The organism is Thioclava sp. UBA3469 (assembly GCF_002378135.1).
In the GTDB taxonomy this organism is placed as follows: domain Bacteria; phylum Pseudomonadota; class Alphaproteobacteria; order Rhodobacterales; family Rhodobacteraceae; genus Thioclava; species Thioclava sediminum.
In genome coordinates, this window is sequence record NZ_DFRG01000063.1 from 473 (window position 1) to 1,534 (window position 1,062).

1 protein-coding gene is annotated in these 1,062 nt (G+C 61.8%); it reads left to right on the plus strand.

Features of this window, described 5'->3' with window-relative positions; translation table 11 throughout:
• Positions 1-1,062: cytochrome ubiquinol oxidase subunit I (locus tag B3D39_RS05450; protein ID WP_286789444.1), on the plus strand; the 1,062-nt coding region annotated here is incomplete at both ends.

Below are 1,062 nucleotides of genomic sequence, written 5' to 3' on the forward strand. Positions count from 1 at the left end.
ATCGCCAATGGCTGGATGCAGAACCCGGTCGGCGCCCACTTCAACCCGCTGACGATGCGGATGGAGATGACCTCCTTCTTCGACGTCGTGTTCAACCCCGTCGCGCAGGCCAAGTTCGTGCACACGGTGTCGGCAGGCTATGTCACGGCGGCTGTCTTCGTGATGGGCGTGTCGAGCTGGTACATGCTCAAGGGCCGTCATTTCGAACTCGCCCGCCGCTCGATCGCGGTTGCGGCCGCCTTCGGCCTCGCCTCGGCCCTGTCGGTCGTCATCCTCGGCGACGAGTCGGGCTACGAGACGACTCACAACCAGAAAATGAAGCTCGCCGCGATGGAAGCGATGTGGGAGACCGAACCGGCCCCCGCCTCCTTCACCCTCTTCGGCATTCCCGATCAGCAAGATCGCGAGACCAAATATGCGATCCATATCCCGTGGGTGATGGGCCTGATCGGCACCCGCTCGCTGACCGAGCAGATCACCGGGATCGATGAGCTCGTGAAAGGCTCGGAAGAGCGGATTCGCAACGGTATCGTCGCCTATGACGACCTGCTGAAAATCCGCGAAGCCAAGGGCGATGTCCCGCCCGAAGTCACCAAGCAGTTCAACGAGAATGTCGGCGATCTGGGTTACGCCTATCTGCTCAAACGCTACATGGACGATCCGCGACAGGCGACCGATGCGCAGATCAAGATGGCCGCGGATGACACCGTTCCGACGGTCTGGCCGATCTTCTGGTCCTTCCGCCTGATGGTGGCGCTCGGCTTCTCCTTCATCGCGCTGATGGTCTACTTCTTCGTCGTCTCGAACTGGAAGGGCATGCAATATCCGCGTTGGGCGCTGCGTCTGGCCGTGATCGTCATCCCCGCCCCGTGGATCGCCGCGGAACTGGGCTGGTTCACCGCCGAATTCGGACGCCAACCCTGGACCGTGGACGGCGTGTTGCCAACGGCACTTTCGGTCAGCCACCTGTCGGTGGGCGACCTGCTGTTCACGCTGCTGGGCTTCGTGGCCTTCTACACCGTGCTCTTCGTCGTCGAGATGGGCCTGATGATCAAATACATC